Here is a 1,025-nt window from a genome sequence, read left to right on the forward strand (position 1 = left end):
GACCGCAGGCGCCTGATTCGCTGGGGTGAGAGGACTGGCTGCCCGCTCACCCTGCGACGGTGCATGGCGGTGGCGAAGGTGGCCAGTGGCCAGTCGCGAGCGCAGGCATCGCGAGAGTTGCTGTGCGCTACCTCCACCGTGGTGGCCGCCGTCCAGCGCTACCTGGAGAGTGGACGTGAAGGGCTGGTGGACCGACGTGCTCGAAATGGACAGCGCAAAGTGGATGAGCGCTTCCGAGCAACGCTCTGCCGGGTGCTGAAGGGCACACCTCAGCAGTCCGGCTGGCGACGCACCACGTGGACACGCGAGCTGTTGGCGCGCGAGGTGGAGAGGCGCGGCCGCGTGCGCGTCTCGCCTACCACCATGGGACGCGCCCTGGCGTCGGTGGGCGCACGGCTGAAGCGGCCCCGCCCCGTGGTGCGCTGCCCCTGGCCCGCGCGCCAGAGGCAAGAGCGACTGTGGCAACTGAAGTGCCGGGCGGCCTACGCCCGGCCCGAGGAGCCCGTCTTCTACGAGGACGAGATGGACGTGCATCTCAACCCCAAGGTGGGGCCCGATTGGATGCTGCCCGGAGAGCGGCGGGAGGTCGTCACTCCGGGCAACAACCAGAAGCGATACGTGGCCGGAGCGCTCAACTCACGCACAGGCGAGTTGACGTGGGTGAAGGGGGAGCGGAAGACGAGCGCCCTTTTCATCGAACTGGTACGGGCGGTGAGCAACGCCTACCCCACGGCCCGGCGCCTGCACTTCATCCTGGACAACGCGGCCACCCATTCGAGCAGGCAGACGAAGCAGGTACTGGCTCAGATGGGCGAGCGGGTGGTGCTGCACTTCCTGCCGCCGTACTGCCCCGAGGGCAACCGCATCGAGCGGGTCTGGTGGGACGTGCACGCCAACGTCACCCGCAACCACCGGTGCAAGAAGATGTCGGCGCTCATGGCCGAGGTGGATGCCTACCTGGAAGCTCGCAACGCGCAGCAGACTTCAAGTCCGCTGCTGCGCGTCGCTCCCTCTCGACGCGCAGC

General features: G+C 68.3%; 1 protein-coding gene. It reads left to right on the plus strand.

All coding sequences use genetic code 11. The features are described 5' to 3' along the window. Positions 1-63: 63 nt before the first annotated feature. A partial coding sequence (locus tag D7V77_RS42130; protein ID WP_120581747.1) for an IS630 family transposase occupies positions 64-1,025 on the plus strand: 962 nt, incomplete at its 3' end.

Source organism: Corallococcus sp. CA041A (genome assembly GCF_003612075.1).
GTDB classification, from domain to species: Bacteria; Myxococcota; Myxococcia; order Myxococcales; family Myxococcaceae; genus Corallococcus; species Corallococcus exiguus.